At 65.2% G+C, this 24,683-nt stretch carries 30 protein-coding genes and 1 pseudogene; 22 read left to right on the forward strand and 9 right to left on the reverse strand.

The genetic code is table 11. The features are described 5' to 3' along the window. Positions 1–127: 127 nt before the first annotated feature. From U743_RS03665 to U743_RS03685, 5 genes are all read left to right on the forward strand, one after another. Positions 128–289, forward strand: coding sequence for a type II toxin-antitoxin system HicA family toxin (locus U743_RS03665; protein ID WP_043765586.1), 162 nt, complete (start codon positions 128–130; stop codon positions 287–289). Beyond that, positions 286–783, forward strand: coding sequence for a type II toxin-antitoxin system HicB family antitoxin (locus tag U743_RS03670; protein ID WP_198021916.1), 498 nt, complete (start codon positions 286–288; stop codon positions 781–783). Before U743_RS03665 ends, U743_RS03670 begins: the two co-directional genes overlap by 4 nt. 195 nt (positions 784–978) lie before the next feature. Next, positions 979–1,473 carry an NUDIX domain-containing protein gene (locus U743_RS03675; protein WP_043765587.1) on the forward strand — a complete coding sequence of 165 codons (495 nt, stop codon included), beginning with the start codon at positions 979–981 and terminating at the stop codon, positions 1,471–1,473. A gap of 68 nt (positions 1,474–1,541) precedes the next feature. After that, positions 1,542–1,841 (forward strand): nucleotidyltransferase domain-containing protein, encoded by a 300-nt coding sequence (locus U743_RS03680; RefSeq protein WP_043765589.1) that lies wholly within the window; start codon positions 1,542–1,544, stop codon positions 1,839–1,841. An 8-nt stretch (positions 1,842–1,849) separates the two neighbouring features. Continuing rightward, the gene (locus U743_RS03685; protein WP_043770978.1) at positions 1,850–2,326 is read left to right on the forward strand and encodes a hypothetical protein; all 477 of its coding nucleotides are present in this window, start codon (positions 1,850–1,852) and stop codon (positions 2,324–2,326) included. A gap of 113 nt (positions 2,327–2,439) precedes the next feature. On the opposite strand, the gene U743_RS03690 is transcribed toward U743_RS03685, so the two are convergent. The 6 genes and pseudogenes from U743_RS03690 to U743_RS03705 all read right to left on the reverse strand — a co-directional run bounded on the left by U743_RS03690 (position 2,440) and on the right by U743_RS03705 (position 7,532). Then, positions 2,440–3,723 (reverse strand): WcaI family glycosyltransferase, encoded by a 1,284-nt coding sequence (locus U743_RS03690; RefSeq protein WP_043765591.1) that lies wholly within the window; start codon positions 3,721–3,723, stop codon positions 2,440–2,442. 92 nt (positions 3,724–3,815) lie between these two features. Next, a pseudogene (locus U743_RS19625) lies at positions 3,816–4,022 on the reverse strand (hypothetical protein); the annotation flags it as partial. A 111-nt stretch (positions 4,023–4,133) separates the two neighbouring features. Further along, complete coding sequence (locus U743_RS03695) at positions 4,134–4,331, reverse strand: DUF2283 domain-containing protein (protein ID WP_043765593.1); 198 nt, start codon at positions 4,329–4,331, stop codon at positions 4,134–4,136. Next, on the reverse strand, positions 4,328–4,564 hold the full coding sequence (locus tag U743_RS19745; protein WP_084191341.1) for a hypothetical protein: 237 nt from the start codon (positions 4,562–4,564) through the stop codon (positions 4,328–4,330). The genes U743_RS03695 and U743_RS19745 overlap by 4 nt, the downstream gene beginning before the upstream one ends. 167 nt (positions 4,565–4,731) lie before the next feature. Then, positions 4,732–6,162 carry a mannose-1-phosphate guanylyltransferase/mannose-6-phosphate isomerase gene (locus tag U743_RS03700; RefSeq protein WP_043765595.1) on the reverse strand — a complete coding sequence of 477 codons (1,431 nt, stop codon included), beginning with the start codon at positions 6,160–6,162 and terminating at the stop codon, positions 4,732–4,734. Continuing rightward, the gene (locus U743_RS03705) at positions 6,159–7,532 is read right to left on the reverse strand and encodes a phosphohexomutase domain-containing protein (protein WP_043770982.1); all 1,374 of its coding nucleotides are present in this window, start codon (positions 7,530–7,532) and stop codon (positions 6,159–6,161) included. Before U743_RS03705 ends, U743_RS03700 begins: the two co-directional genes overlap by 4 nt. A gap of 296 nt (positions 7,533–7,828) precedes the next feature. On the opposite strand from U743_RS03705, the gene U743_RS03710 reads away from it, so the two are divergent. Further along, positions 7,829–8,086: a type II toxin-antitoxin system Phd/YefM family antitoxin gene (locus U743_RS03710; RefSeq protein ID WP_198021918.1), complete on the forward strand. Its 258-nt coding sequence runs from the start codon at positions 7,829–7,831 to the stop codon at positions 8,084–8,086. Beyond that, the gene (locus U743_RS03715; protein WP_043765599.1) at positions 8,086–8,508 is read left to right on the forward strand and encodes a type II toxin-antitoxin system VapC family toxin; all 423 of its coding nucleotides are present in this window, start codon (positions 8,086–8,088) and stop codon (positions 8,506–8,508) included. Before U743_RS03710 ends, U743_RS03715 begins: the two co-directional genes overlap by 1 nt. A 77-nt stretch (positions 8,509–8,585) precedes the next feature. On the opposite strand, the gene U743_RS03720 is transcribed toward U743_RS03715, so the two are convergent. After that, a complete protein-coding gene (locus U743_RS03720) occupies positions 8,586–9,953 on the reverse strand; it encodes a DUF1329 domain-containing protein (protein ID WP_043765601.1) in 1,368 nt (455 codons plus the stop codon). Between the two features lie 299 nt (positions 9,954–10,252). On the opposite strand from U743_RS03720, the gene U743_RS03725 reads away from it, so the two are divergent. The 5 genes from U743_RS03725 (at position 10,253) to U743_RS03745 (ending at position 11,902) form a co-directional block, all read left to right on the forward strand. Then, a complete protein-coding gene (locus U743_RS03725; RefSeq protein WP_043765603.1) occupies positions 10,253–10,489 on the forward strand; it encodes a type II toxin-antitoxin system Phd/YefM family antitoxin in 237 nt (78 codons plus the stop codon). After that, positions 10,489–10,917 carry a type II toxin-antitoxin system VapC family toxin gene (locus U743_RS03730; RefSeq protein ID WP_043765605.1) on the forward strand — a complete coding sequence of 143 codons (429 nt, stop codon included), beginning with the start codon at positions 10,489–10,491 and terminating at the stop codon, positions 10,915–10,917. Before U743_RS03725 ends, U743_RS03730 begins: the two co-directional genes overlap by 1 nt. 106 nt (positions 10,918–11,023) lie before the next feature. Continuing rightward, on the forward strand, positions 11,024–11,284 hold the full coding sequence (locus tag U743_RS03735) for a type II toxin-antitoxin system RelB/DinJ family antitoxin (RefSeq protein ID WP_084191692.1): 261 nt from the start codon (positions 11,024–11,026) through the stop codon (positions 11,282–11,284). Beyond that, positions 11,271–11,555 (forward strand): type II toxin-antitoxin system RelE/ParE family toxin, encoded by a 285-nt coding sequence (locus U743_RS03740; protein ID WP_043765609.1) that lies wholly within the window; start codon positions 11,271–11,273, stop codon positions 11,553–11,555. Before U743_RS03735 ends, U743_RS03740 begins: the two co-directional genes overlap by 14 nt. 122 nt (positions 11,556–11,677) lie before the next feature. Continuing rightward, positions 11,678–11,902, forward strand: a complete 225-nt coding sequence (locus U743_RS03745) for a DUF433 domain-containing protein (RefSeq protein WP_043765611.1) — start codon at positions 11,678–11,680, stop codon at positions 11,900–11,902. A 354-nt stretch (positions 11,903–12,256) separates the two neighbouring features. Here the strand turns inward: U743_RS03745 and U743_RS03750 are convergent, their stop codons facing one another. Further along, positions 12,257–13,471 carry a helix-turn-helix transcriptional regulator gene (locus U743_RS03750; RefSeq protein ID WP_043765613.1) on the reverse strand — a complete coding sequence of 405 codons (1,215 nt, stop codon included), beginning with the start codon at positions 13,469–13,471 and terminating at the stop codon, positions 12,257–12,259. Positions 13,472–13,728: 257 nt separating this feature from the next. On the opposite strand from U743_RS03750, the gene U743_RS03755 reads away from it, so the two are divergent. Further along, a complete protein-coding gene (locus U743_RS03755; RefSeq protein WP_043765614.1) occupies positions 13,729–14,112 on the forward strand; it encodes a nuclear transport factor 2 family protein in 384 nt (127 codons plus the stop codon). Between the two features lie 43 nt (positions 14,113–14,155). Here the strand turns inward: U743_RS03755 and U743_RS03760 are convergent, their stop codons facing one another. Then, positions 14,156–15,265, reverse strand: a complete 1,110-nt coding sequence (locus U743_RS03760) for a Rieske 2Fe-2S domain-containing protein (RefSeq protein ID WP_052367491.1) — start codon at positions 15,263–15,265, stop codon at positions 14,156–14,158. A 225-nt stretch (positions 15,266–15,490) separates the two neighbouring features. On the opposite strand from U743_RS03760, the gene U743_RS03765 reads away from it, so the two are divergent. The 9 genes from U743_RS03765 (at position 15,491) to U743_RS03805 (ending at position 24,631) form a co-directional block, all read left to right on the forward strand. Then, positions 15,491–16,684, forward strand: coding sequence for a flavin-dependent monooxygenase (locus U743_RS03765; RefSeq protein WP_043765616.1), 1,194 nt, complete (start codon positions 15,491–15,493; stop codon positions 16,682–16,684). 21 nt (positions 16,685–16,705) lie between these two features. After that, entirely contained in the window at positions 16,706–18,433 is a 1,728-nt protein-coding gene (locus tag U743_RS03770; protein ID WP_043765617.1) for an FAD-dependent oxidoreductase, read from the forward strand. 70 nt (positions 18,434–18,503) lie between these two features. Further along, positions 18,504–19,259 carry an SDR family NAD(P)-dependent oxidoreductase gene (locus U743_RS03775; RefSeq protein ID WP_043765619.1) on the forward strand — a complete coding sequence of 252 codons (756 nt, stop codon included), beginning with the start codon at positions 18,504–18,506 and terminating at the stop codon, positions 19,257–19,259. Between the two features lie 569 nt (positions 19,260–19,828). After that, positions 19,829–21,064 (forward strand): NADH:flavin oxidoreductase, encoded by a 1,236-nt coding sequence (locus tag U743_RS03780; RefSeq protein ID WP_043765622.1) that lies wholly within the window; start codon positions 19,829–19,831, stop codon positions 21,062–21,064. 1 nt (position 21,065) lies between these two features. Continuing rightward, a complete protein-coding gene (locus U743_RS03785; RefSeq protein WP_052367492.1) occupies positions 21,066–22,043 on the forward strand; it encodes an SDR family NAD(P)-dependent oxidoreductase in 978 nt (325 codons plus the stop codon). Then, the gene (locus U743_RS03790) at positions 22,040–22,906 is read left to right on the forward strand and encodes a DUF1295 domain-containing protein (protein WP_043765624.1); all 867 of its coding nucleotides are present in this window, start codon (positions 22,040–22,042) and stop codon (positions 22,904–22,906) included. Before U743_RS03785 ends, U743_RS03790 begins: the two co-directional genes overlap by 4 nt. After that, positions 22,906–23,937 (forward strand): Rieske 2Fe-2S domain-containing protein, encoded by a 1,032-nt coding sequence (locus U743_RS03795; RefSeq protein ID WP_043765626.1) that lies wholly within the window; start codon positions 22,906–22,908, stop codon positions 23,935–23,937. The genes U743_RS03790 and U743_RS03795 overlap by 1 nt, the downstream gene beginning before the upstream one ends. A gap of 63 nt (positions 23,938–24,000) precedes the next feature. Next, positions 24,001–24,228, forward strand: coding sequence for a FitA-like ribbon-helix-helix domain-containing protein (locus tag U743_RS03800; protein WP_043765628.1), 228 nt, complete (start codon positions 24,001–24,003; stop codon positions 24,226–24,228). After that, positions 24,215–24,631, forward strand: a complete 417-nt coding sequence (locus U743_RS03805; protein ID WP_043765630.1) for a type II toxin-antitoxin system VapC family toxin — start codon at positions 24,215–24,217, stop codon at positions 24,629–24,631. Before U743_RS03800 ends, U743_RS03805 begins: the two co-directional genes overlap by 14 nt. The last annotated feature ends 52 nt before the right edge of the window (positions 24,632–24,683 follow it).

A 24,683-nucleotide genomic window follows, 5' to 3' on the forward strand; every position in this document is an offset into this window, starting at 1 on the left:
CGCCCTCCATCCCTGTGACGCAGGGCGCGCCCTTAATGGTCGGGGTGGACATCTTCGCTGAGTGCAACAGAAATGTTGTGTTGAACGCAACAGAAGTGTTAAGTTCCTCTTCGTGAATAGCCGGGAGATGAAGCGGTGGCTCGAGAAGCAGGGAGCGACCTTCGAGCCGGGCAAGGGCGGCCACCTGAAGGTCTACCTGAACGGCCGGCGTTCCATTCTCCCGATGCACTCGGCTGAGCTGAAGAAGGGCACCGAGCAGGCGATCAAGAAGCAGTTAGGGCTGAAATGACGATGAACCTCAATTACCCAGTAGCGCTCGAGGCCGCAGACGATGGCGGCTTCGTAGTGACCTTCCCGGACGTCCCTGAAGCAATCACGCAGGGTGAGGACGAAGATGAAGCCTTGCTGCGCGCGGTCGATGCGCTTGAGACCGCGCTTGAGATGTACGCGGGCGCCGGTGAGGCACTCCCGGTGCCCAGCAAGGCGGATGGTGGGCAGCGCCTGGTTCACCCGACCACGCAGGTCGCCATCAAGTTGGCCGTCTATCAGGCTATGCAGGAAGAGGGGGTACGCAAAGCCGAGCTGGCGCGGCGCCTGGGCTGGCATATGCCGCAGGTCGATCGGCTTCTGGATTTCCGGCACGCGGGCAAGCTGGCGGCGGCGGAGTCAGCGCTGTCGGCGCTTGGGCGAGACATTCACGTTGATGTCGTGAAGATTCCGACGGCTGTGACTCGACAGAAGCGGAGATCGCGGAGCACGCAGCGTGACGAAGCAGCGGTATAGGTAATCCCTTGGGGCGGGGCCCCAAGACTCCGATTTTATGGAGCTACCCAAGTTGTCATTATTTTGGGAAGTTCGAAGTAGTCGTAGTGTGGCTGCGATCAAGCCAAGCAAGCTAAATGCGCTCTGCACCGGACCGGTACGAGGCGAGGCTCGATCGGTTTCAGCTGATGTTGTAAGCCACGGAGGTGTCAGGTTTTGAGCGAAGGAGCTGGCGGGTATCTCAGCGAAGACGATTTCAGGCACGCGGTTGCGTCGGTGCCGCTGGTTTCGGTGGATCTGCTCGTGGTGCGCGATGGCCATCTGTTACTGGGACGGCGGCGGGATGAGCCGGCGCGCGATACCTGGTTCGTTCCGGGTGGCCGCATTCGGCGCGGGGAGGCGATTGCCGACGCGCTGCAGCGGGTCTGGTGGGCCGAGATCATCGGCGATATGCCGGCTGCTAGCCCGCAATTGGTCGGCGCTTACGAGCACTTTTACGATTGCGCCTTCGATGGGTCGGAGAGCGCGACCCATTATGTGGTGCTGGCGTACCGTTTCGATCTATTGGAGAAGGTCGAGCTGCAGCCGGGATCGCATGTGGAGACGTGGTGGGCGCCGATTGACGGGCCAGCTGCGGAGCATGAGGGTTGTCCGGTGCATCCGAACGCACGCGCCTATTTCAGCGCGTTGCGTGGTGGCTACCGGGCCTGATTTCCGGGCTCACTCGGCAGGCACGGCGAGTGGAGATTGGCAGGGCGTTGTCGTAGTACGATCACGTTATGCGCCTTACCGCTGAACAACACCGCGCTATTGTCGACGAGGTCCGCAGCATCTTCGGCCCCGAGGCTACCGTGCGCCTGTTCGGTTCACGGGTTGACGACACGCTGCGGGGCGGGGATATCGATTTGCACATCGAGGCATTCGGGACGCCCGAGGTTGTGTTCGACAAGGAGCTTGAGCTGAACGCGCGGCTGCAGCGCCGATTGGGCGACAGGCGGATTGACGTCGTGGTGCACCGTAAGGGCGCCAACCCGCGTTCGATCGATGAGCAAGCACACGAACAGGGCGTGGTGTTGTGAGCGAGGGGTTGGTTGAAGAGCCGTCCCGCCGGATACGGTATCTCATCGATCTCGTGGATCGGGAAGCAACACAGCTCTCCGGTGTGCGGAGTCGGTTGCTGGGCGACCACTGTGAGGTTGATGAGGCGCGCGCCAAGTCGTTGTTGTCCGATGATCTGGGGATTGATCGGTTGGAGTCCTTCGGAGCGAAATTCAGCCGTATGCAGGACACCGTCATGGACAAGCTCGCACCGGCGGTACTTCGGCTCGTGGGGGAGCTACCGGCTGCGGCAGCCGATAACCTCGATCGGTTGGAGCGCCTCGGGCTTGTCGGCGTCGCTGATGATTGGCTTGCAATGCGGCGGATCCGGAACCGCCTCGTACATGAATACATCAAGGACGCGGCCGATCTGGCGTTGGTACTGGAGCGCGCTTGTCACTTCAGTAAGCAGATGCAGGCGGACTATGGACGCGTCCGGGAGTATGTCCTCAATCGCATCGATTGAGGAGGTCGGCTTTGATCCCCATGCATGTGACGCTGGGTGCGATTAGTGAGAGGTCTGCGAACGTGAGAGTTGCCTGCTGGTGACTCGGCCTGATTCCCGGCCAAGGACGTGGATCAGGTACTTGTGTTCGATTTCCGGCCTACCAACGTGAAGAGCTTCTGCTCGAAGGCATGCAGGATTGCGTCCTGGTCCAGGTTCTCCTCTGCATACTGTCGTGCCTTCAGGCCCTTCGCATCGCGCTCGCCAGCATCGGTACCCAGTTTGCTTAGTGCTTTGGCGAGTGCGGCGCTATCTCCAGGGGGCGTGCAGACGCCGCAGCCTCCGTCTTCGAGGGCGTCCCACAGGGCCGTTCCCTGCTCTGCCGTCGCGATGGCGGGGCGACCAGCCGCGAGGATGTTGGTCAGCTTGGAGGGCATGACGAGGTCTGCTGCTTCGCGCTTCTGGATCACCAGATGGATATCGGCAGCACCCAGCATCTCCCCCAGGCGGGCGCGCGGTTGCAGGTCCATAAAGTGCAGGCGGGGGAGCCCCAGTTCCGCGGCTCGCGCTTCCAGGCGTTCGCGATCGGAGCCGTTGCCCACGATCACAAAATGGAAGCGGTCGTCGTCCTTCATCTCGTGAGCCGCGTCGAGCAGGACATCCAGCCCTTGCTTGGTGGCGATGGCGCCGGCGTACATCACGAGGACGTCGTCCGGGCTGACACCGAGCTCCTTTCGGAAGCGGTTGTCGCGATCCGTGGGTGTGATCTGGGTGATATCAGCCCAGTTGGGGGATAGCCAGGTGCGATCCGTGTCGGCGCCCTTCTCGTTGGCGCGCCGGCACATGGAGGGCGTGATCGAGGAGACCCGGGTCGCGCGGCGGAGGAAGAAGTTTTCCAGGGCGAAGAGCAGCCGGTCGAGCTTGCCCATCTTCAGCATTCCGAGTCGCAACGCGGCGTCGACCTGGAAATCCTGGACATGCAGGGCCCAGGGGACGCGCCGGAGCGCACGGTAGAGCGTCGGCATGACCGCCGTCTGCAACGGCGGGCAGATGGCGATGACGACGTCGTAGCGCTTGCGGGAAAAGAGGATCCGCGACCACCAGTACAGCGAGGCGAAGGAGAAGCCCAGCTCCATCAGGATGCGTTTCTTCGCGGAGACGCTTCCGCTGGCTGGGACGGGATGCGGCGTGCGGAAGACGGTGACGCCTTCGAGGGATTCCTTCCAGAGGCCCTTTCCCGCATAGCCAGCCTGGACGCGCCATTCGGGATAGTGGGGCAGGCCGGCGATGGCATCCACGTCGTGTCCGCGGGACGCCAGCCATTGCGCCAGCTCGCCGGTGTACTTGCCGGTGGCGGTTTCTTCCGGGGAGAAGTTCAGGCTGACAATGAGAACGCGGAGGTTGGGCGGCTCTGACACTTTGGTGGGGTCCGATGGGGGTTGTGGATGGGTGGGATCTGGGGCGCTGGGGGTTCTTGCGTTCTGGTGCCGCGCGTGTCTGTCCCTCTCCCCTAACCCCTCTCCCGCAGAGCGGGAGAGGGGGACGAGCTTGCTCGGACGCGCAGGGCGGCGGCTTGCAATTTGCTTGCCATTTCCGGGGTGCGGCTGTAGCCATCCTCGAAGCGCACGATGTCGTCCTCACCTAGGTAGCTGCCGGACTGGACTTCGATCAGTTCCAGCGGGACGTGACCGGGGTTGTCCAGGCGGTGGCGGGTGCCGCACTGTCCTGTGGAAGCTATCGGATCGAGGCCTCGATTCCCCGGCAGATTCTGGGTGAGGCCTTCAGTGTCGTGCGGGCATGGAGCGGCAATCGTGGGGCGGATTGCGATTCACGCGGCGATACCTTCGAGTTGCAGATGGCTCACATCCGTGCGCCTGCTGGCGTGCTCGAAAGTGATGGCGCAGACGTTGCCGCTGGCATCCAGCTCCAGCAGCGTGTTCTCGTCCAGATCGCGAGTTTCTGCGATTACTCGCTCCTGGAACTCGATGTACAACGTGTCCGTATCGTCGAAGTACTGCACTTTCATGATCTGACACCTCGATCAAAGAACGCATTGTGTACCGTCTCTCCGTCGGGAAGCAAAATAACCCGGAGATGCTTGCCATCCGCTTCCGGAATGCATCGCCACCGCCGGATGCCGCCATCTTCCTGGATCTGCTCTTGTTCCGGGTATTCAACGACACTGGCGATCCAGTCATCCTTTATCCCCGAACGATCAGGGCGGGCGCGCGTGACCTCAAAGTATCTTGTGGTTTTCATTGCGCTTGAGTAGCCGTCGTATGGCGAAGGAGGGTTCGCAGAACTGACACCGATGCAACTGCGACGAACCGAGGTCAGCTGATGGTGGGCTGAGCATCGAAGGCTACCCTGGGTCCGCGTGCTCTCGTGGGTGGCTGACTCCCGATCTACAGGCGGGGCCTTACGGCTTACAAGGCATTCTCCTGCTCCTGCGTCCGTCCGTAGACATCCTCGAAGCGCACGATGTCGTCCTCGCCGAGGTAGCTGCCGGACTGGACTTCGATCAGCTCCAGCGGCACATGGCCGGGGTTGTCCAGGCGGTGGCGGGTGCCGAGGGGGATGTAGGTGCTTTCGTTCTCGGTGAGCAGGAAGGTGTCCTCGTCGCGCGTGACGCGGGCGGTGCCGCAGACGACGATCCAGTGCTCGGCGCGGTGGTGGTGCATCTGCAGGCTGAGCTTGGCGCCCGGCTTGACGACGATGCGCTTGACCTGGAAGCGAGGGCCTTCGGCGATGGTCTCGTAGCTGCCCCAGGGGCGCAGAACGCGGGCGTGCAATTCTGTCTCATAGCGCTCCATCAGCTGTAGGCGCTTCACGAGCTTCTTGACGTCCTGGGCACGGTTGGCGGGGGCGACCAGCACGGCGTCGGAGGTCTCGACGACGATATGGTCCTGCATGCCGACGGCGGCGACGAGGCGGGATTCGGCGTGCACCAGGTTGTTGCTGCTGTCTTCCAGCAGGACGTCGCCATGGGTGACATTGCCGTGCTCATCGGCGGGGAGCTTTTGCATGAAGGTCCAGGAGCCGACGTCGTCCCAGCCGGCGTCTATCGGGACCAGGGCCGCGGCCTGGGTCTTCTCCATGATGGCGTAGTCGATGGAATCCGAGCGGGCGGCGCAGAAGGCGCCGGGTTCCAGGCGGATGAAGTCGAGGTCCTTGGTGGCGTTGTTCAGTGCTTCGCGGCAGTGCTGGAGCATCTCGTTTTCCAGTCGCTCGGCTTCCTGCAGGAAGGTGGCGGCCGGGAAGAGGAAGAGGCCGCCGTTCCAGGAGTAGCTGTCGTCGCTGCAGTAGCGCTCGGCGGTGGCGCGGTCCGGCTTTTCGACGAAGGCGTCCAGCTGGAAGCCGCCCTGGGGCAGGGCGGTGCCGCGCTTGAGATAGCCGTAGCCGGTTTCGGGGCGCGTGGGGGCGATGCCGAAGGTGACGATGCACCCTTCACCCGCAACAGTGCTGGCGGTTGCGGCGGCGGCGCAGAAGCTGGCGATGTCCTCGACGGCGTGGTCCGCGCTCATCAGGAAGACCTGGGCCTCGGGGCCGTAGCGCTCGCTGACGTGCAGGGCGGCGATGGTCGCGGCCGGGGCGGTGTTGCGGCCTTCCGGCTCCAGGATGATGGTGGCGTTGTCGATGCCGATCTCGCGCAGCTGCTCGGCAACGAGGAAGCGGTGATGGTCGCCGCAGATGACCAGCGGCGGCGCTGCGTCGGGCAGCTGAAGCGCGCGCTGGGCGGTGGCCTGCAGCAGCGAGACATCGCCGAGGAGCTTGTGGAACTGCTTCGGGAAGCCGTCGCGGGACAGCGGCCAGAGGCGGGTGCCGGTGCCGCCGGCGAGCAGGACGGGGACGATCATGCGGTGACTCCTGATGTCGTGTCGATCATGGCGAGCAGTTCCTCGGTCTTGCGCTGCATGAGTTCGGTGTCGCCACGCGCTTCGACGTTGAGCCGGATCAGTGGCTCGGTGTTGGAGGCGCGCAGATTGAAGCGCCATTCCGGGTATTCGATGCTGAGGCCGTCGACGCGCTCGATCTTCTGGGCTGCCGGGGCGTAGTGCTGCTCGATGGCAGCAATGGTCGTGCCAATGTCGGCCACGCGGCGGTTGATCTCGCCGCTGGCCGGGAACAGCGCCATGCGCTCGTCGACCAGCGCTGACAGCGGCTTGCCGGTCTCCGAGATCAGCGCGGCGATCAGCATCCAGGGCAGGGTGCCGTTGTCGCAGTAGGCGAAGGCGCGGAAATAGTGGTGCGCGCTCATTTCGCCGCCGTAGAGCGCGTCCTCGGCGCGCATGCGCTCCTTGATGAAGGCGTGGCCCGTCTTGGACTGCACGGCACGGCCGCCGGCGCGCTCGACCATGGCGATGGTGTTCCAGGTCAGGCGCGGGTCGTGAATGATGGTGGCGCCGGGGGTTTCGCGCAGCAGGGCCTCGGCGAGCAGCCCGACGATGTAGTAGCCCTCGATGAAGCGGCCTTGCTCGTCGAAGAGGAAGCAGCGGTCGAAGTCGCCGTCCCAGGCGACGCCGAAATCGGCGCCGTGAGCGATCACCGCGTCGCTGGTGGTCTGTCGGTTCTGCGGCTCCAGCGGGTTGGGGATGCCGTTGGGGAAGTCCGGGTCCGGCTCGGTGTGGATGCCGATGAATTCGATGGGCAGGTGCGGCTTCAGCGCTTCGATGAGCAGGCCGGCCGTGCCGTTGCCGGCATTGACGACGACGCGTAGCGGGTCGATGCGGCGGTTGGCGACGTAGCCGCGCAGGAAGGCGACATAGTCAGGGCGCATGTCCACCCGTTCGATCTCCGGGGTGCCCTGGGGCTCTGCAGTGGATGCGGCGACGGCCGCTTCCAGGTCACGCAGGCCTGTGTCGCCGGAGATGGGGATGGCGTTCTCCCGGACCAGCTTCATGCCGTTGTAGTCGGCGGGGTTGTGGCTGGCGGTGATCATGATGCCGCCGTCATAGCCGGCTTGCTGCGCCGCGAAGTAGACCTCCTCGGTGCCGCAGTAGCCGATGTCTACCACCGCGCTGCCGCCGTGATTCAGCCCCAGCGCCAGCGCCTCCAGCAGGCTGCGGCTGGAATGCCGAATGTCGCAGCCTAGCGCGACACGCTGGGGCGCGAAGCGCTCGGCATAGGCCAGGCCCAGGCGGTAGGCGATGGTTGGGTTCAGCTCATCCGGCACGCGGCCACGGATGTCGTAGGCCTTGAAGCAGCTCAGGCGGGGGCTGGTCGTCATGCGGCGCATTGATCGCGGTACAGGCTGACTATTGTGCACTACAGCATTGGATCGCTGCGGGCGCTTTAGCGGCCGGCTATTGGGACGAGTCAGCCTGTTTGGCGGGTTGTGTGTTTGGCATGGCGTGAGCGTGGTCAATCCTTTCGATCGGTCGTTCTGTCGATAGTGGATCCCCGATGTGTGGCAATGGCCTCTAGGCCGGCTTGGGTCGTTGTGTTGTTGCGTGGGACCCTACCTTCGAGTGGAAGCTTGAGGGTCGGTCCGGCTCGGGCCATATTGTGACCAATTGAATGGTCATGAATGCTATGGAAAAGACCTCCGTTACATTGGCAGAAGCCAAGGCCCGCCTCAGCGAATTGACCGCGCGCGCAGCCGCTGGCGAGGACGTTGTCATCACCAAGCGTGGCCGCCCTGTCGGCCGATTGACTCGTTTCACGCCGGCCAAGCAAGCGGTGGATATCACGCGCCTGCAAGAGCTGACTGCGGAACTGCCGAAGCCGTCCGCGGCGGATGGCGATGCCGTAAGCCTCTTGCGGGAAGACGCGCGCTACTGATGTTCAATGCGGATACGGGCATCCTGGTTGCCGGGCTGACTAATGAGGTGCGTACCGCCGATGCGCAGCAATGGCTGGCCGAGCAGTCGGCAGGTGAGCTTGCAATCAGCCAGTGGGTCGACACGGAATTCTCCGCCGCGCTGTCGATGAAGCTGCGCATGGGCCAGCTGCAATCGAGCGACCGCGCGGAGGTGTTGTCAGCCTTTGCGCAGCTGGTCGCGGAGTCCTTCCATATCCTGCCGATTGGCAGCATGGATTCCGGTGTTGCTGCGCGCTATGCGGATCAGCACGCTACCGGCTTGCGCGCTGGTGATGCGCTGCACTTGGCGATTGCCGCGAATCAGGGGGCGCGGATCCGTACGCTGGACAAGCGCTTGGAGGCGGCGGCCGAGTCCCTGGGCGTGAGTGCGGCATTGATCTAACCGGTTTTTGTCGGGCAGAAGCCCGACCTACGGGGGGTTGACCGCGTAGGCCAGGTTTCGGGCCGACATGGACGGTGCTAGCGGCTGGCTTCGCGCGAGACGTTCGATGGGTCGAAGTGCCGGTCGTCGAAGTCACGCTCGACGATCGGCTCGTGCTCGTTGTGCAGGGCCTGTACCAGGTAGCGGCCGTTCTGGAAGTCGTAGATGGTCTCCGCGACGGGGGCCAGTGCCTTGAAGGCATAGGCCATGACGGTATGGCCTTCCTGGAAGCGCCATAGCTCGCCGCGCTGGTCGTAGACGTCCACGAGCCGGATCTGCCAGCCATCCTCGTCGATGTAGAAGGTACGGCGGCCGTAGATGTGCGAGGTGCCCTCCTTCACCTCGGATTCGACCACCCAGACGCGGCGCAGCTCGTAGCGGGGCAGCTCCTGGTCGATGTGATCCTGTTGCACGATGTCTTCGTAGCTGTGCTCGTTGCTGTGCAACCCGTAGCTGTTCGCCGGTACGTACATTTCCTTCTTGCCGACGAGCTTCCAGGAGTAGCGGTCCATGGCGCCGTTGAACATGTCCAGCTGGTCGTTGGTGCGCTGGCCGTCGGCGGCGGTGCCGGGGTTGTCGTAGGCGACGCTGGGGGCGCGGCGCAAGCGGCGTTGGCCGGGGTTGTACTGCCAGGCGCGGCGCGGTTCCTTGGTCTGATCCATGGTGTCGTGGACCAGGGTGATGGTGCCGGCCAGGCGTGCTGGCTCGGTGACCTGCTGGAGAAACCTGATGATGACGTTATCGAGATCCTCCGGCTCCTTGCCCTTGGTGTTGTAAGGGAAGGCGACGTCCTCCTGGATGACGACGTGGTTGTAGCGGCCGCCCTTGGTCACTGCGAACTGGTTGTTCCAGCGGCGGACGCCAGAGCCCAGATAGCGCACCTTGTGGTTCCACATGGCGGCTTTGCCGTTTTCCGGGATGGGGAAGGGGTAGCCATTGATGGCATCGACAAGGGCCTCGCCGTTGCCGCCCAGGCTGGCTTCCTTGGCGTTGCGCTTGGTGCCCTCGTAGATCCACTCCGGGTTGGCGAAGGTGCGGCGCGTCTCGTAGACCTTCATCTTGAAGGTCTCCGGGTGCTGCTCGAACATCTTGATCTGCCCGGCCGAGAGCTTGTCCTTGTGCTCGTCGACGTTGTCGGCCGTGATGGTGAACTTCGGCGTGTCATCGGGGAAGGGGTTGCAGTACCAGCTACCGGGGCCGTCGTAGCAGTCCGGGGGCTCGGTCAGGCCGCCGTCCCAGGCGGGGATCGTGCCTTCCTCGTTGCCGGCACGCTTGGCGCCGACCGGAGTCAGCTCGTCGCCGAGCTTGGCGGCGTCGCCGTCGGCGGCGAGTGTGTGCAAGGGGGTGGCGAGAAGTACCGCGCCCGTCAGCGCGGCGGCGGTCTGGCGGAGGAGTCGCTGTGGCATCTGGCGTCCTTGTTTGAATTCCTCCCCAATGGACACGGTATAAAGCGCCTCGTTCGCATGCGATGTCGGCGTTGGCCATGCTCGCTGGCAACTGGATGGTCTCGGTGCGGTGATGTTGCGCCGCTTGCAGCGGTCTGTCGGTCTTGCGTCCAAGGTGCTGGATGGGCGGGCAGGGTGTAAGCCCGACCTGCGGATGCCGTGCTGTTGCCCAATTCGTCGATCTTCGGCCCTAAGCGCGGGCTTACGCTTCCATTTTCGTGTACATATAATGTGTACACAATTCCATCAGGAGCGTGGCAATGACCGAGGTCAGCGTGCGCGAGGCGCGAGAGCAGATCTCCCGGCTTTTGGAGCGGGTGCAATCGGGCGAAGAGGTCTTGATCCTGCGCCGGGGCAAGCCCGCAGCGCGGCTGGTGGGGCCGGCCCCCGGCCATGTCGTGTTCCGGTCGAGGGCGTCGCTGCGTGACGAACTGCCGGCGATGCAGGAGTCGGCGAGTGTGGCGGTTCGGTCGCTTCGTGATGCCGAACGCTACTGATGCTCTATGTCGATACCAGTGCGCTGCTGCCCTACTATCGGTCCGAGTTGGCCAGCGCGGTGGTCGAATCGCTTTTGTTGGAGCAGTCTCAGCCAGTGCAGATCAGCGACCTGACGCGCGTGGAATTTGCGTCGGCGCTGGCGCGCTGGGTACGGATGGCCGAGCTCACGGAATCACAGGCCAACCGGGTGGAGTCGGCTTTCTACGAGGATGTCTCCGAAGGGCGCTTCCAGGTCGCGGCGCTGACGCGTTCCCACTATGAGCGGGCAAGCCACTGGCTGCTGACACGGCGCACAGGGTTGCGGACGCAGGATGCACTGCATCTGGCGTGCGCAGAAGTGGGCGAGGCGCGCTTGCTGACCCTGAACGATGATCTTCGCGCTGCAGCGGCGTTCTTCGGGGTGGCAACGCAGGCGTTCCCCCCGTGATCGCGGCATACGCATGGGGCCGGGCAGGGGGTGCGTGGAATCGGCTTTGCTGGAGGTGTATCATATTTGTGTCTGTTTGTGTTGCACCCTCATGGAGGTGGAAGCGATGACCAGTTCAACGATTCACATCCGGGTCGACGACGAAACGAAAGCCAAAGCTGTGCGCGTCCTGGAAGCCATGGGGTTGGATGTTTCGACCGCCGTTCGTATTTACTTGGTGCGGATCGCCGCAGAGCAGCGCCTGCCGTTCGAGCTTCGTGTGCCGAACGCTGTGACGCAGGAGGCCATTTCAGAACTGGAAGGTGGGCGTGCCCACCGGGCCGAGAACGTCAACGATCTGCTCGATCAGTTGAATGCGGACGATTGAGTACGCTTCGCAATTCAAGCGCGACTACAAGAAGGCCAAAAGGAACCCGCAGTACCGCAGGATCGACAGCTGCTTAGCGCCTGCTCTTGAAGACTTGGCCAGCGACCGTTCCCTTGAAGGCCCGCCGCTCCGTGACCATCCGTTGTCTGGCCGGTGGAGCGGATATCGCGAGCTGCACGTCCGGCCCGACCTTTTGCTGATCTACGCGAAAACCGATGCCGAGACGCTGCGCTTGTTTCGCCTGGGCTCGCATTCTGAGGTGTTTGGTTGAGGCGGAGGCCGCGCCCGCTTCGGAAGTAGATTTCAGCCTTGCTAGCCTTCCGCTTGCGTCGTTCGGCATGGAAACGGAGTCGCCCTCATGGAAGACATCCGCGATTACTGGAGCGCTTTCGTATGAGTGAGCTGCATCGTGTGACGATTGATCCCGACATGTGTGGCGGCCGCCCATGCATCCGCGGGCTGCGGATTCGTGTCAGAGACGTTCTCGAGCTACTCGCTGCGGGTGCTTCAAGGGAAGAGATTCTCGAGGACTATCCCTATCTTGAGGCGGCGGACATCACGGCGGCGCTGGAATACGCGGCGCGGCAGAGTGATCACTCGGTGTTGTCGGTGGCTTGATGCGGTGCTAAGCGTCGCTGGCGCACCGTGAGCGAGCCGTTTCTGCGGCGACGAATCGTGGCAGGGCGCGGAGATCGCCGCGGTCACTAAACTCGATCTTCCGGATCTCGTTAAGTGACCCGGCCCGGGCCATCCGTGGCCCGGGCGCTAACCCGGATTCGACTTGCCACTGGCAAGTCGGTCGCTGGAGCTTCGAGGACGATTTGTCGTTTGGGCCGCTATGGGGCGTGTAGCGAGAACCGCCGCAGGCACTAAACTCGGTCATCCGGACCTCGTTAAGTGCCCCTGCTCGGGCCATCCATGGCCCGAGCGCTGAGCCGCGCTGCGACTTGCCCCCGGCAAGTCGGTCGCGGCTCAGCCCAATCGAATCACCGAGTTGAGGAGAAGGCGCACCAGCATGGTCTGGCGGGTGACGCCGGTCTTGCAGAAGATGGAGCGCAGGTGGGTGCGGGCGGTGTTGCGGCGCACGTTCATTTCCTCGGCGGCTTCGTCGAGGGTCAGGCCTTCGGCGAGCAGCAGGGCGAGGGTGGCTTCCATGCGGGTCAGGCCGAAGAGGCGGCGTACCAGCTCGTGCGAGGGCTGGGCGGCGTTGGCTTCGGGGTCGCGCAGGTAGACCACTGCGGCCGGGCGGTTGGCGCCTTCGGAGTACTCGCCGGCGGGCACGGTCTTGATGAGGATGCCCAGGTTGGCGCGGCCGGAGGGGCGCGTTACGGCCAGGGCGTCGACCATGGATGGGGCGTCGTCCTCGCATTCGCCCGAGCAGGCGCGGCGGATGATGCGATGCAGCTCGCGCTCTTCCTTGGTGCGGTCGAGACGCAGCGCGTCGCGCGTCATCCAGATGCCGTCCTTTTCATCGAGGATGCGGCGCGCTTCCTCATTGGTTTCCATGATGTTGCCGTGCTCGTCGTAGCTGACGATGCCCAGCAGCATGCGGTTGATGGTGCCGGCGAAGAGCTGGCGCTCGGTCTCCAGGAAGTCCAGGCGCGAGTGCAGCTGGATGGCGCGCTTGAGGTGAGGCAGCACGAAGCCGACCAGCGCCTTGTCCTCGTCCGAGAAGGCTTCGGCCTCTTCGGTGCGCGTGACGCGCAGGCGGCATTCGATGCCGTCGGCGGTGTAGATGTCGGCGCCCAGCAGGTGCCGGATGCTCAATGGCTTGAGGTATTCCTGGTAGACAGTGCTGTTCAGCCACTCCTTGCCCACCATCTCTTCGGCCGTGACCACCTGGCCTTCCTTGAGGCGTACGAAGGGGTCGATGGAGGAGAAGTGGGAGGTGTAGGAGTCGGTGGCCTGCTGCGTGGTCTCGCCGGTGTTGATCATGACGCCGGAGTTCTCCGCCGACGGCGGGCGCAGCATCAGCGTGACGTGTTCGGCGCCGAGGCGCTGCTGGAGGATTTCCAGGGCTTCGCGCCAGGGCGGGGTGCTCAGTGGTCCGTCGTAGAGCGCCCCGACAAGCGCATCGAGCGCCTGAAAGGCGGGCGAGCCGGTGAGCTCGGCGAGCTCGTTCGTGGCGGACATATCAGGCCGCGTCGCGGCGCGAGCCTCGGCGAGGCTGGTCTGGGTCAGAGGCATGCTTGTTGTCTCCTGCGATCATTCCGGTCGGGTGGCGTCCCGGCGAAGGCCGGCGCCCCAATCTCATTTACTTTTGCGTCGTATCCTGCGCGCCCGGTCAAGCGTTGTCGAGTCGTTGTTTCTAATGAATGGCGACGGGGGTCGTGGCTCGTCCTTGCGGGGGAGGCGTCGCAGCGCGGCTGCGGTGAGGATGCCGCCACTGTCCGCCGTTGCGGCGTGCAGCCTTTCCGAACCCACGCAGAGGACGGCAGCGACCCATGCCCGAAGAGAGCCAGATGAAGCAGGCCATGCAGGCCTATATCGACCACTTCAATGCCGCCGACCCGGATGCCGTTGCGGCGCTCTACACCGAGGACGCCACGGTGGAGGATCCGGTGGGCAGCGAGCCCAAGCGCGGGCGCGAGGCGATTCTGGAGTTCTACCGCATGGCGGTGCAGACGGGGGCGAAGCTCTCCCTGGCCGCGCCCATCCGCGCCTCGCATGCTGATGCCGCGGCCATGGCCTTCGACGTCAATCTGCAGATGCCGGAAGGCCGCAGCCTGATCCGCGTCATCGACGTCATGCGTTTCGACGACGCTGGCCGCTTCCGCAGCATGGAGGCCTACTGGGGGCCTTCCGATGTGACGCCCGCCGCCGAATAGGCGGCGGGCACCGCGCCGGGCCGGCATAAGCGGTCCGGCGCCCTCAGGCCTCGAAGACGTGGGCGAGCGTCGGCTTTTCCTGCAGCCCCTGGTCCATTTCGACCACGCGCCGCTTCTGCTGCTCGGCGGGTACCTTGTCGATGTCGGTGTAGAACTGCTCGTACCACTCGCGCAGCTGATAGATCGGGCCGTCGCCTTCGCAGAGCAGCGGATTGTCGATGCGCACCTTGTTGTGCCAGATCTCCACGTCCTCCGAGAAGGCCTTGCAGGTGAGGTCGACGTACTGCTTGATCATGTCGTTGCTCTGCTCTTCGCTCATGCCCGGAATCTTCTTGACCATGACGCCGAAGCGCAGCTCGAAGCGGTTCTGGTCGATGGGCACGTGCGAGTTAAGCAGGATCGACTCGATGGGTACGCCCTGCGCCTCACCGAACATATGAGTGATGTGATACGCGGGCCCGAAGTAAGTTGCGATGGTGGTGAGGTGGCCGTTCGCGCCGCCCAGGCGCTCGTTCTTGCCGACCATCACCTGGGTGGCCTTGTAGCCTTCGAAGATGTTGGCGAAGTAGAGGACGTTCTCGGAGCCGTGCACCGGCGTGAAGTGCGCCATGTCGCTCTGGTTATCGATCAGCTCGCGGCAGTTGGTGGCGATGTCCCACTTGACGATATGCCAGTCCGACCATTCGTCGGATTGGGTCGCGTCGATGTGCGGAATATTCTGATCCGCCGGCGGCTCGTTGCCTTCGGGGTCGTTCCAGACGAAGAGCAGCTGGTTTTCCTCGTAGGTGGGCCATGACCGAATGCGCGCCTTCGGAGGGATGCGCTTGCAGTAGGGAATCTCGGTGCATTTCCCATCGCTGCCCCAGTGCCAGCCGTGGAAGCGGCAGACAACCGCGTCGCCCTTGACCTCGCCCAGGCCGAGATCGGCGCCCATGTGTGGGCACCAGGCGTCCAGCACGTTCAGCTTGCCGGACTCGCCCTGGAAGACCACCAGACGCGTGCCGAAGATGTCCATCGAATGCGGCTTGCCGTCCTTGTAGTCGGCCGCCAGGCCCAGGCAGTGCCAGCCGCGGGCATAGCGCTCGGGCGGTGCGGCAGACTCGATCTGATGTGTCGGTGCCTTACCGGAAGCGGGGCGGATTGCAGTGACCATGGGCTACTCCAGAGGTGCTTTTCTATCGAACAGTCTTGGAGGCAGCGGGCCCGGCTGCATCACCCATTTGCGTGAGTCCTTCAGGCGTCAGGAAGTTCGACAAAAAGGCCGGTAGTCATTTCGGACGATGCCCCGAGGAGGGCCGGGTGGTTGTAATGCATGCACCAATTTTTGCCGTCGGCGGCGTCGTCCGCCGGCCGATGACTACGACAGCAGGAGCAAGGCATGCAGAACAAGGCCCAGAGCAACGTCACGCCGGCGAGTCCCGAAGTGTTGGTCCAGCGCGCGCGCGATCTCATCCCGAAGCTGGTGGAGCGTGCACCGGAGGCCCGCAAGAACCGCCGCGTCCCGGACGCCACGATCCGCGACCTGCAGGAAGCCGGTCTCTTTCGCGTGCTGCAGCCCAAGGCCTACGGCGGCTACGAGATGGATCCGCAGGTCTTCTACGACATCGCCATGACGCTGGCCGAGGGCTGCATGTCCACGGGCTGGATCTACGGGATCATGGGGGTCCACAACTGGCAGCTCGCACTGTTTGATCCGCAGGCCGCCGCGGATGTCTGGGGCGAGGACACCAGCACGCTGGTTGCTTCCACCTACATGCCGAAGGGGCAGGTGACGCCGGTCGAGGGCGGCTTCAAGTTCAGCGGGCGCTGGGGCTTCTCCAGCGGCATCGACCATTGCGACTGGGTGCTGCTCGGCGGGCTGATTTTCACCGACGGCCAGCCGCCGGAATACCGCACCTTCCTGGTGCCGCGCTCGGATTTCCGCGTCGAGGACACCTGGCACACCATGGGTCTGCAGGGCACCGGCAGCAACGATGTGGTCGTCGAGGACGCCTTCGTCCCCGAGTACCGGACGCACAAGGCTTCCGACGGCTTCAACGGCACCAACCCCGGCGGCGACACCTTCACCTCGCCGCTCTACAAGATTCCCTTCGGGCAGATTTTCGTGCGCGCTGTCTCCTCGGCTGCCATCGGTGCGCTGGAAGGCGCGACCAAGTCCTTCCGCGACTGGGCGACCGACTGGACCGGCAACATGGGTTCGAAGACCGCCGAGCAGCCGCTCGCGCAGTTGGCCATTGCGGATGCGCTGACGGCCACCGACGAGATGAAGCTGGTGCTGCACCGCAACTTCGAGGAAATCCTCGACAGCATCCACAACAATCAGCCGCTGCCCATCGAGCGCCGCGTGCACTTCCGCTATCAGGCTGCGCAGGTCGTCGAGCGTTGTGCTGATCGGGTCTCCCGGCTGATGGGGGCGGCCGGTGGTCGCGCCATCTTCACGGACTTCCCCGTGCAGCAGCCCTTCCTCGACATCCACACCGCCCGCGCGCACTACGCCAACAACGCCTTCATGTTCGGCGGCAACTACGGCAGCGTGATGCTCGGCAAGGACAACACCGACTTCTTCCTGTAAGCGCGGCCCGGGGGCACGGCAATGAGCACGGAACATTGGGATGAGCGCTTCGATGTGGTCGTCGTCGGCTCCGGCGCCGGCGGCATGACCGCTGCGCTGCGCGCGCAGACGGAAGGCCTGTCGACTGTCCTGCTGGAGAAGAGCGACCGCTACGGCGGCACAAGCGCCGTCTCGGGAGGCGGTATCTGGATCCCCTGCAACGACCAGATCGCCGAGCTTGGTGAGTCGGACAGCTACGAGGAGGCGCTCACCTATCTGCGTTACCTCACCGGCGGTGAGGTGCCGGAATCCCGCATCGAGGCCTATCTGCGGAACGCGCCCGAGATGGTGCGCGCGCTGGCCGCGGACAGCGGCATCCACTACCGGGCCGTGCACAAGTATCCCGACTATTTCCCGGACAAGCCCGGCGGCAAGCCGGGCTTTCGCACCATGGAGCCGGCCGCCTTCGACGCCGCCCAGCTCGGCGATGCCTTCTGGCAGCAGCGCGAGCCCTTTGCCGGCACGCAGCTGATGGGCCGCGTGTCCATGGACCAGGTCGAGGCGCATACGCTGTTCACGCGCGGCAAGGGATGGTTCCTGCTGACGCTGAAGATGATGGGTCGTTACTGGTCGGATCTTCGCTGGCGCCTCAAGACGCGCCGCGACCGCCGGCTGACGCTGGGACAGGCGATGGTCGCCGCATTGCGCCACGGGCTCGATGCACGCGGCGTGCCGATCCGGCTCAATAACGCGCTCGTCGGGCTGATCGAGGAGAACGGTCGCGTCGTCGGCGTCGAGGTCGATTCGCCGGAGGGCCGCAAGCGCCTGCGCGCCGAGCGCGGCGTCGTGCTCGCCACGGGCGGCTTCGAGTCCAACCAACAGATGCGCGAACAGTATCTGCCGCAGCCTACGCGCGCCGAATGGACGGCGGCCCCTTACGGCCTGAATGAGGGCGAGGGCATCCGCGCCGGGCAGGCGCTGGGTGCTGGCACGGCATTCATGAACCTCACCTGGGGCACGCCCACCGCGCACATGCCGGATGAGGCGCCGCAGCCGGGGCTCTTTGTCGAGCGCGCGCTGCCGGGCTGCATGCTGGTCAACGGCAACGGTCAACGTTTCTGTAACGAGGCCGGGCCGTATACCGAAGTCATCTATGCCATGTACCGCGACCACGAGAAATCCGGTTGCACGGTGCCGGCGTGGTTCGTCTTCGACGCCACCTTCCGCAAGAAGTATCCGGCCGGGCCAACGCTGCCGGGCAGCATCCAGCCGGATCGCAAGCTTCCGAAAAAGTGGTGGGACAAGGTCATCTACAAGGCGGATTCGCTGTCCGAGCTCGCCGCCAAGATCGGCATTGATGCTCAGGGCCTGGCGCAGTCGGTGGAGCGCATGAACCGCTATTCCCGGCTGGGTGTGGACGCGGAATTCGGCAAGGGCGTCAACGTCTTCGATCGCTACTACAGCGATCCGACCGTCAAGCCGAATCCCTGCCTGGGGCCGCTGGAGAAGGGGCCTTTCTACGCGCTGCGTGTGGATGCTGGCGAGATCGGCACCAAGGGTGGCTTGACGACCGACGAGCGCGCGCGCGTGCTGCGCGAGGACGACGGTCAGCCCATCGCCGGTCTCTACGCCGTGGGCAATTGCTCGGCGGCGGTCATGGGTCGCACCTACGCCGGCCCTGGCTCGACGCTGGGCCCGGCCATGACCTTCGCCTATATCGCCGCGCGCGAGATGGCAGCCGAGGGCGGCGCGCAACGCAAGGCTGCCTGAAGTCGGGCGGACCGGCCGGCGTGCGGCTTTGCCGCGCCGCCGGCACTAAAGAACAAGATCAGGAGACAGCATGGGCAGACTGCAAGGAAAGGTCGCGCTGGTGACCGGCGCCGGCCAGGGCGTGGGGCAGGGCATCGCCTACGCACTGGCGGCCGAGGGTGCGGCTGTGGCCGTGACCGGGCGCACCGCATCGAAGCTCGACGACACCGTCGCCGGCATCCGGGAGCGCGGCGGCAAGGGCCTGGCGATTGCTTGCGACGTCAAGGATGCCGCCGGCATCAGCCAGTCCGTCGAGACCACCGTCCGCGAGCTGGGCGGGCTCAACATTCTGGTCAACAACGCCCAGGAAGTTCCGCTCGGCGCGCTGAACGACGTCACCGACGAGGCCTTCACGGCGGGCTGGGAATCCGGCCCGCTGGCGAGCTTCCGGTTGATGAAGGCGGCTTACCCGCACCTCAAGGGCGACGGCAATATCGTCAATCTGGCCTCGCCCGCGGCGCACCGCTGGGATATGGCCGGCTTCGGCTGCTACGGCGCCGTCAAGGAAGCCATCCGCCAGCTGACGCGCGCCGCGGCCTGCGAGTGGGGCGGCGAGGGCATCCGCACCAACGCCATCCTGCCGCTGGCGGCGTCGCCGGCCATGGCCTGGTGGATGCGCGAGTATCCGGAGCAGGGCGAGGCCTTCGTCGGCACCGTGCCCATGCAGCGCGTCGGTGATTGCGAGGCTGATATCGGTCGTTTCGTCGCAACCCTGTGTTCGGCTGATTGCGCCTATGTGAATGGTCAGAGCATCGCCTTGGATGGCGGGCAGGCTCGAATTGCATAGAGAGGCTCGAGGAGGATGATTACGAAACTTCTCCTCCTCGCGAGACGAGTCAGTACAGCGGACGCTATTGGCACCGTCTCGCCAGCGGTTCCGCGCTTCATAGCGAATGCGCTACCGGATGATGCCGCGCGGCCGGCGCGGGTTACTTTGGTTTCGGCCAAAGTAACCAAAGCCATGGGCGAGTCCGCTGCGAATGCCCGGTGGGCATTCGCAGCGGAGGAGCGCCCGGACAAGGATGTCCGGGCAGGGTCACTTAGCGAGGCAGGAGCCGAGCTTAGTGACCGCGGCGGTTTGAGCGAAAAGGCGGCGCTACAGATGCCTTGCACTTACAGGCCATGCGTCGCGCAAGGATCGCCGCTGTCACTAGATTCGGTCTTCCAGACCTCATCAAGTGACCCTGGCTGGGCCATCCATGGCCCAGCCGTGATGCGCGCTGCGACTTGCCACCGGCAAGTCGGTCGCGCATCACCCCTCAAGGGCACGGATCGCTCTGGCTCGCCGCTTCGCGGCATCGCTGCTGAGTCGTTCCTGTTCGTTTCTGGTTGCAATCGTCCTCGAGGGTGTACGCCATGACTGCTCCCGCTGAGATCGCCGAGGCCTACACGCCGCTGAGCATCGGCCCGCTGCAGCTGCGCAACCGCTTCATCAAGTCCGCTACCAACGAGGGCATGGCCAGGGGCGGTGTGCCCTCGCAGGCGCTGGTCAATCACCATCGCCGCATGGCGGCGGGCGGGGCGGCGATGACGACGGTGGCCTACTGCGCGGTGACGCCGGACGGGCGCACCTTCGAGGATCAGGTCTGCCTCGATGAGGCGACGCTGCCGCATCTGCCAGCACTCACCGAGGCCGTGCACGCTGAAGGCGGCGCGGCCTGCGCGCAGATCACGCACGGCGGCTGTTTCACCTTCCTGCCCGAGATGTCGACGCGTTATCCGCTGTCGGCCTCCGGCGGATTCAACCCGCCCGGCGTCATCAGCGGCCGCTTCTTCAAGACCGCCATGGACGAGGACGACATGGAGGCCGTGGCAGAGGCCTTCGTGATGGGAGCGAAACGCGCCCAGGCAGCCGGCTTCGACGCGGTCGAGATCCACATGGGGCATGGCTATCTGCTGTCGCAGTTCCTGTCGCCGCTCTACAACCGTCGCAAGGACGGCTGGGGCGGTGACGCGGCCGGCCGCGTGCGCTACCCGGCCGAGGTGTTGCGGCGCGTCGTGGCCGCTGTCGGCGATGAACTGGCAGTGACCTGCAAGATCAGTGTCGTCGAGGGCCACAAGCGCGGGCCCGCCATCGAGGATGTCATCACTACGGTGCGCGCCCTGGAGGCTGCCGGTGCGCACATGGTGGTGCTCTCCGGCGGCATGAACGTTGAAGCGCCCTGGCAGATCTTCGGCAGCAATATGCCGAAGGCCGCCGTCACGCAGATTCAGAACGGCGTCGTGCGCACGGCCACCAAGCTGATGCGGCTGGTGGAGCCGAAGATCACCTTCCGCGAGCTGTATCTGCGCGAGTACTCCAAGCGGATTCGCGAGGCCGTGCCGACGCTCAAGCTGGCCTATCTGGGCGGGGCGAAGAGCGTGGACGGCGTGGCGCAGATCATGAATGACGGCTTCGACGCCGTGGTCATGGGCCGCGCGCTGATCCACGATCCGGCTCTGGTCAACAAGTTTGCCGGTGGCGAACTGCGCGTGTCGGGTTGTACGGCCTGCAATGAGTGCGTGGTGACGATGTACGGCCCCGGCGGCACGCACTGCGTGCTGACCGAAAGCGGCGACGCTGAGGCCAACGCCCGCCCCGCGGCCGGTTGATATGGCGGACGATACGGACATCACCGTCTGGGCGCGCGCGAATCTCGGCCCGCGCCAGGGCGCACGAGCGCTGGTCACGGGCGGTGCCAGCGGCATCGGTCTGAGTGTGGCGCGCGGGCTGGGCGCACTGGGTGCCGAGGTCTGCATCGCCGACGTCAATGCCGAGGGCGGGGAGGCCGCCGTCGCGGCGCTGCGCGCTGAGCTGCCGGAGGCGGACTTTTCCTTCGCCCGGCTGGATCTGGTCGACCCGGATTCGGTGGCCGCCTTCTGTGACGGATTCGACGGCCCGGTGCTGGATATCCTCGTCAACAACGCCGGCATTCTGCCGCCGCTGCGGCGGATTGAAACGTTCGCCGGCCAGGAACTGGCCTTTGCCATCAGCGTGCTCGGACATTTCGCCCTGACCGCCCGGCTACTGGGCCGCCTGGAAGCTGCCGATGCGCCGCGCGTGGCCTGGCTGTCCAGCCTTGTGCACAGGCGCGGCACGATACGGCTGGACGATCTTGCCTGCCATGACTATGAGGCCCAGCACGCCTACAACCAGGCCAAGATCGCGAGCCTGATGCTGGCGCTGGAATGCGAGGCGCGTGCCCGCGCCCATGGCGCGAAGCTGGTGTCTCTGGCTGCGCACCCGGGTGTTGCGCGCACTGCCATCGGCCACAGCCGCGATGGGCAGCCGCGCCAGAATCTGCACGACCGGCTCACCGATTTCGCCTTTCACGCGGCCATGCGGTTGCTCGGCCAGCCGGCGGAAGTCGCGGCGCGGCCGGTGCTGCGCGCAGCCACCGATGCGCAACTGCCGGGTGGCAGCCTGTTCGGTCCCGGCGCGCTGGGCGAGACGCGCGGAGCGCCGCGCCTTCTGACGCCCACGGCCGTGGCGCGAGAGTCGGGCGCTCGTGCGCAGCTGTGGGACTACTGCTGCGAAGCCACCGGCACCGATTTCGACTGGGATGGGATCAGCAAGGGGAGAGCGGCATGAGCGAAAGAGGGAAGGCGCTGGCGACTGTCTGGTTCGCCTACGCGGTGGCCATCGCCGCCGGTGCGGTGACGCTGTGGCTGATGGAAGGATCGGCGCTGTGGCGCGCCTTCGTGGCCGATGTGGTGGCCACCGTCGTCATTTTCGGTTTCAGCCGCGCCTACAGGAACTCCAGCTTCTACGACGCTTACTGGAGCGTGATTCCGCCGCTGCTGGGTGCCTATTGGTGGTGCGCCGCCGGTGCGCCCAATGATGCGCGTGCGCTGCTCGTCATGGCACTGGTGCTGTTCTGGGGTATCCGCCTGACCTGGAACTGGGCACACCACTGGACCGGCATGCAGCACGAAGACTGGCGCTATCCGATGGTGCGCAACGCCAAGCCGAAGATGGCGCTGTTCACGGACTTCTTCGGCATTCACTTCTTTCCGACTATCCAGGTCTTCCTGGGCTGTCTGCCGCTCTATGCCGCTACCACGTATTCGCGGCCGCTCAACTGGCTCGATGCGGTGGCGGCGGTGGTGACCTTCGGCGCCATCTGCATCGAGATGATCTCGGATCTTCAGCTCAGAAGCTTCCTCAGGACGGCCAAGCCGGGCGAAGTCATTCGCAGCGGCCTGTGGGGCTGGTCGCGGCATCCAAACTATTTCGGCGAGATCAGCTTCTGGGGTGGTCTGGCGCTGTTCGGGCTGGCGGCGCATCCGGAAGGGTGGTGGTGGCAGATCATCGGTGTCATCGCCATGGCGCTGATGTTCATCTTCGCCAGCATCCCGATGATGGAAAAGCGCAGCCTCGAGCGGCGCCCGGCCTACGCCAAGCTCATGCGTGAAGTCTCGATGCTGGTGCCTCTGCCACCGAGGCGCGGCTGATGACCGCGCACCCGCTCACCGTGCCCACCGAGGCGCCGGAGCGGGTGCCGGCCGGCTGGTACACGGTGGCTGCCGGCGCTGCGCTGCAGCCCGGGGCGCTGCAGTCGGCGCGAATTGCCGACATCGATCTGGTCGTCTACCGCACGGCCGACGGGCAGGCGCATTGCGTGCACGATCGCTGCCCGCATCTGGGCGGCCGCTTCAGCCAGGGTGGCTGGGTCGACCACGAGCTGCTGGTCTGCCCGGTGCATCGCTTTTCCTTCGATCGCGAAGGGACCTGCCAGCGCACCGGCTACGGCAGCGCCGCGCCCAAGGCCTGCACCCAACCCTGGCCCTGTCTGGAGCGCAACGGCCTGGTCATGGTCTGGTATCACCCCGAGGGCGTCGCGCCCGGCTGGGAGCCGGAGGCTCTCGATGCCAGCGGCCATCTCGGGCTGAAGGTCTGGAACGATGCCGTGGCGGCGCCGGCGCAGCTGATCATGGAAGGCATCGCCGACCAGGGCCATCTGCAGACCGTTCACGGCTACGAGGCGGTGGCGCGCACTGCCGAGTTCGACACGAGCGGAGCCAGCCTGCGCACGGCCTATCGCTTCGACAACCCCGGCGATCCGCCGCGCTGGCTGCCGGCGGCGCTGCGCAATCGGCTACAGGGCGGCCAGGAAGTGCGCTTCGAGTACTGCGCCTGGGGGCTGGGATACTCGGTGACCGATGTCGAAATCCCGGCGCTGGGCCTGGGCATGCGGACTTACGTCAATCCCACGCCGGTCGCACCCGACCGCTGCCAGCTCTGGCACGGCATGGCGCTGCGCCGGATCAGCGACCCTGGCCGGATCAGCACCGCCCTGAAGCCGCTGCCACGCGGGATGGTCGAGGCGCTGATGCAGGCCGTGCTGCGCCGCGGCTATCTGAAGGATATCCACGACGACATGCGGCTCTGGGAGCGTCTGGAGCCCGTGGCCAAGCCCGCGCTGGCGCCCGGCGACGGCCCCGTCGCCGCGCACCGGCGCTGGGCGGCGCAGTTCTACGATTGAGGCGTGTGCTAGCACGCTAGCATTCGCCTAGAATGGCGGGCTGCAAGCCGATGGAGCTCGGATATGACGGACCTGCACGTGCGCGATGTCGACCCGGAAGTGGTGGCCGCCCTGAAGGCCATGGCGGCGCGGCAAGGGCGTTCCATGTCCCAGGTGCACCGGGAACTTCTGGAACGCGCCCTGCGTCCCGATAAGCGTTCGTTGGCGGCGCATTTGCTGACGATTCCGGAAGTCGGGTGCGACGAGGATTTCGAACGCGTCGACGAACCGCCGCGCGATGTATTTGATTGACACCAATGTGGTCTCGGAACTGCGCAAGGGGCGCAGAGCCGATCCGGGTGTGCGCGCCTTTTTCGAGGACGCCGCGAACGAGCAGGTGTCGCTATTCCTTTCCGTCATCACACTCGCCGAGCTGGATGCTGGCGTTACGCGCGTGCGCGGCCGGGGCGACCACGAGCAAGCCGCGCATCTGGCTGCCTGGCTGCAGGCGATCCGGCGTGACTACGGAAGCAGTCTGCTCGCGGTGGATGAGTCGGTTGCCGCTCAGCTCGGCCCGCTGCTGGCGCACGGGCGCGGTGGGGTCGTCGACCGCATGATCATGGCGGCGGCGCTGGCCCACGGCCTGACCGTCGTGACGCGCAATACCCGCGACTTTGCGGCGGTCGCTACGCGCAACCCCTTCGCGCACCAGTAGGGTCAGTCGATCCCCGGCGTCCGGGGAAACCAAGTAGTACTGGCCGGCTAGC

Origin of the sequence: Algiphilus aromaticivorans DG1253 (genome assembly GCF_000733765.1) — a bacterium.
In the GTDB taxonomy this organism is placed as follows: domain Bacteria; phylum Pseudomonadota; class Gammaproteobacteria; order Nevskiales; family Nevskiaceae; genus Algiphilus; species Algiphilus aromaticivorans.